Raw genomic sequence first — 3,946 nt, 5'->3', positions numbered from 1 at the left:
GCGAGCGAGCTCGCTCCCACAGGGTTATGCGTCGATTCGGCTCAGCCGCGCTGGACCAGGCCCATTTTCTTGCGGCCCTCGGCCGGCGTAAGCACTCGCGCCCCGAGGCGGCTGAGGATTTCGCCGGCGCGCTCCACCAGTTGGCCGTTGGTGGCGAGCACGCCTTTGTCCAGCCAGAGGTTGTCTTCCAGCCCCACCCGGACGTTGCCTCCCAGCAGCACGGCCTGGGCCGCCATCGGCATCTGCATGCGGCCGATGCCGAAGCCGGCCCACACCGCGTCTGCCGGCAGGTTGTCGACCATCGCTTTCATGGTGGTGGTGTCGGCCGGCGCGCCCCAGGGGATGCCCAGGCAGAGTTGGAACAACGGGTTGTCCAGCAGGCCTTCCTTGATCAGTTGCTTGGCGAACCAGAGATGGCCGGTGTCGAAGATTTCCAGCTCGGCCTTGACCCCCAGCTCAGTGATGCGCTTGGCGCCGGCGCGCAATTGCGCCGGGGTGGAGACGTAAATAGTGTCGCCGTCGCCGAAGTTCAGGGTGCCGCAATCCAGGGTGCAGATTTCCGGCAGCAATTCTTCGACGTGGGCCAGGCGAGTCAGCGGGCCGACCAGGTCGGTGTTGGGACCGAACTCCATCGGTCGCTCGCCCGCGCCGATTTCCAAGTCACCGCCCATCCCGGCGGTGAGGTTGACGATGATGTCGACGTCCGACTCGCGGATGCGCTCCATCACTTCGCGGTACAGCGCCACGTCGCGGCTGAACTTGCCTGTCTGCGGGTCGCGAACGTGGCAATGGACCACCGTGGCCCCGGCCTTCGCCGCCTCGACGGCAGCCGCCGCGATCTGTTTCGGGGTGACCGGCACGTGGGGGCTCTTGGCGGTCGTGTCGCCAGCACCGGTGAGTGCGCAGGTGATGATGACGTCGTGGTTCATGGTGCGGATTCCTTCAGGCGTGGTGAGTCACTGCGCAGCCCTTGAAGACCGCGCAGAGGGATAACGTTCAGTCAGTTACTGGTGAGTTTCAGGTTGTCGGCAGCGGGCTTGCCGTCGAAGGTGGTTACGCCTTCGAGCCAGCGCTGCTTGTCCTGCGGATGGTCCTTGAGCCACTGCCGGGCCGATTCGAGCGGATCCTTGTGATCGAGCAGCGGCTGCATCATCCGGCTCTCGTCTTCGGCGGTGAAGGTCAGGTTGCTCAGCAGGCGACTGACGTTCGGGCATTGCTCGGCGTAGTTCGGTGCGGTGACGGTCCAGACGGTGGCCATGCCTTCGTTCGGACCGAGGGCGTCTTCGCTGCCGGTGAGGTAGGTCATTTGCACGTTGACGTTCATCGGGTGCGGCGCCCAGCCGAAGAACACCACGGCCTCCTTGCGACGCACGGCGCGGTCCACGGCGGCGAGCATGCCGGCCTCGCTGGATTCCACCAGCTGGAATTTGCCCAGGCCGAATTGGTTCTTGGCAATCATCGCCTTGATCTGGGTATTGGCGCCGGAACCAGGCTCGATGCCGTAGATCTTGCCGCCCAGCTCTTTCTCGAACTTGGCGATGTCGGCGAAAGTCTTCAAGCCCTTGTCGGCCAGATAGGTCGGCACGGCGAGGGTGGCGCGAGCGTCCTGGAGGCTGGGTTGCTCCAGCACCTTGACCTGCTTGGCCTGGACGAAAGGCGTGATGGTCTGTGTCATCAACGGGTTCCAATAGCCCAGGAACAAATCCAGGCGCTGGTCGCGGATGCCGGCGAAGATGATCTGTTGGGACGCGCTGGTCTGTTTGGTCTTGTAGCCGAGGCCGTCGAGCATCACTTGGGTCAGGGCGCTGGTGGCGATGACATCGGTCCAGTTGACCACGCCCAGGCGCACGTCCTGGCAGGCGGCGGGTTCGGCCGCGAGGGTAGCTGAGCTGAGGAAAGCGGTACCGGTGAGTGCAAGAACGCAGGAGCTGATCAGTCTTTTCATGTCGGGTTCCTCGGCAGCTTGTTGTTATGGGTTCCGGCATCTGCGTGCCGGTGTTGCCAAAGTACGCAGCCGGGGCTTGCTCAAAACGCACAGCGGCGACCTGCTCTTGCACTGCAGCGACCTGCGTACTTGAATGCCACTTGCAACTGGCGTATCAAGGTCCGCACGCTGCCCGCCAACCGAGTGCGTTCCATGTCCCAGGACTTTTATTTCTTGTTGATGCCGGGTTTCTCGGCCATCGGTTTCATTTCGGCCATCGAGCCACTGCGGGTCACCAATCGCTTCCGTGGCGAGCTGTATCGCTGGCATGTGTTGAGCGCCGACGGCGGGGCGGTGCTGGCGAGCAACGGCATGTCGGTCAACGCCGATGCGGCGCTGGAGCCGTTGAAGAAAGGCGCGACGCTGTGGGTGGTGGCGGGCTTCGAGCCGTTGAAATTCGTCAGCCCGCCGCTGGAGCGCTGGCTGCATCGACTGGACAATGACGGTGTCATCCTCGGCGGCATCGATACCGGCAGCGTGGTACTCGCCGAAGCGGGGTTGCTGGACGGACATCGCGTCACCCTGCACTGGGAAGCGATCGAGGCGTTCAAGGAATCCTATCCACAGCTCAGCGTGACCCAGGAACTCTTCGAGATCGACCGCCGCCGCATTACCTGCGCCGGCGGCACGGCATCCATCGACCTGATGCTCGACCTCATCGGCCAGGCCCACGGTCCGGAATTGGCGATCCAGGTCAGCGAACAATTCGTGCTCGGCCGCATTCGTCCACGCAAAGATCACCAGCGCATGGAAATCGCCAGCCGCTACGGCATTCGCAACAAGAAACTGGTGCATGTGATTGGCGAGATGGAAACCCACAGCGAGCCACCCCTGACGACCTTGGCGCTGGCCGAATCGATCAATGTCACCCGCCGGCAGCTCGAACGCCTGTTCCGCCTGCACCTGAACGACACCCCCAGCGGGTTCTACCTGCGATTGCGCCTGGAAAAGGCCCGGCAACTGCTGCGCCAGACCGACATGAGTGTGCTGGAAGTGAGCATTGCCTGTGGATTCGAGTCGCCGTCGTACTTCACTCGCAGTTACCGGGCCCGGTTTGCCCGGTGTCCGCGGGAGGATCGGCGACGGCAGGGGGATGAGCGGGAGGCGGTTTGACAGGCTTTTATACTAAATTATACTTTCGACCATAAATTATATCTGTCGCCATAATTGAGTATAAAACCATGTCCAAGCACCCCGGTTTTGTTTTCCGGCGTCCGGATCTGGCCCGCAACATTGTCGACGGGCTGATCGGCGCCGGAATCCAGGATTACACCTCAGGCCTGTTCCTGGCCGCGCCAAGGCGCACCGGAAAAAGTACCTTCCTGCGTGAAGACTTGATTCCCGAATGCGAGGCGCGAGGTTGGCTCGCGGTCTACGTCGACCTTTGGGCCAACAAGGAAAAAGATCCGGCCGACCTGATCGCCTCCGCCATTGCCGCCGCGTTGGTGCCTCATGAGAAGGGTATCCGCAAGCTCGCCAAGTCCATTGGCATCGACAAACTGAGCTTCTTGCGCACGTTGTCCTGGGATTTCAGCCAGCCGCAATTGCCTGAAGGGGCGACGCTGACCCAGGCGCTGGAGCTGCTGCACCAGGCTGCCGGCAAAACCGTGGTGCTGGTCATCGACGAAGCCCAGCATGCATTGACCACCGAAGCCGGGGTCAACGCGATGTTCGGCCTCAAGGCTGCCCGCGACCAGCTCAACCAGGGACGTGGCGACGATACCAGCGGTTTGCGCCTGGTGTTCACCGGCTCCAACCGCGACAAACTCGCCCACCTGGTACTCAGCCGCCACCAACCGTTCTACGGATCCAGCATCACGCCGTTCCCTTTGTTGGGAAAAGCCTTCACCCAGGCCTACACCGCCCATTTGAATGCACACCTGGCTCAAACCAACCAATTCAACGCCGATGACCTCGACCAGGCCTTTGAACTGGTAGGGCGCCGTCCGGAGATGTTGCGCA

4 protein-coding genes are annotated in these 3,946 nt (G+C 62.5%); 2 read left to right on the top strand and 2 right to left on the bottom strand.

The genetic code is table 11. The features are described 5' to 3' along the window. Positions 1–41 precede the first annotated feature (41 nt). Together OC610_RS22625 and OC610_RS22620 are read right to left on the bottom strand one after the other, a co-directional pair. Positions 42–929, bottom strand: a complete 888-nt coding sequence (locus OC610_RS22625) for a BKACE family enzyme (RefSeq protein WP_264430925.1) — start codon at positions 927–929, stop codon at positions 42–44. A gap of 71 nt (positions 930–1,000) precedes the next feature. Continuing rightward, positions 1,001–1,945: a choline ABC transporter substrate-binding protein gene (locus tag OC610_RS22620; protein ID WP_181288264.1), complete on the bottom strand. Its 945-nt coding sequence runs from the start codon at positions 1,943–1,945 to the stop codon at positions 1,001–1,003. Between the two features lie 192 nt (positions 1,946–2,137). On the opposite strand from OC610_RS22620, the gene OC610_RS22615 reads away from it, so the two are divergent. Both OC610_RS22615 and OC610_RS22610 read left to right on the top strand, forming a co-directional pair. After that, entirely contained in the window at positions 2,138–3,097 is a 960-nt protein-coding gene (locus tag OC610_RS22615; RefSeq protein WP_264430922.1) for a GlxA family transcriptional regulator, read from the top strand. Positions 3,098–3,165: 68 nt separating this feature from the next. Next, a partial coding sequence (locus OC610_RS22610) for an AAA family ATPase (protein WP_264430920.1) occupies positions 3,166–3,946 on the top strand: 781 nt, incomplete at its 3' end.

The organism is Pseudomonas agronomica (assembly GCF_025917275.1).
Taxonomy (GTDB): domain Bacteria; phylum Pseudomonadota; class Gammaproteobacteria; order Pseudomonadales; family Pseudomonadaceae; genus Aquipseudomonas; species Aquipseudomonas agronomica.
The sequence above is the reverse complement of the archived record's forward strand: the minus strand, read 5'-3'. Positions and strand labels throughout refer to the sequence as shown.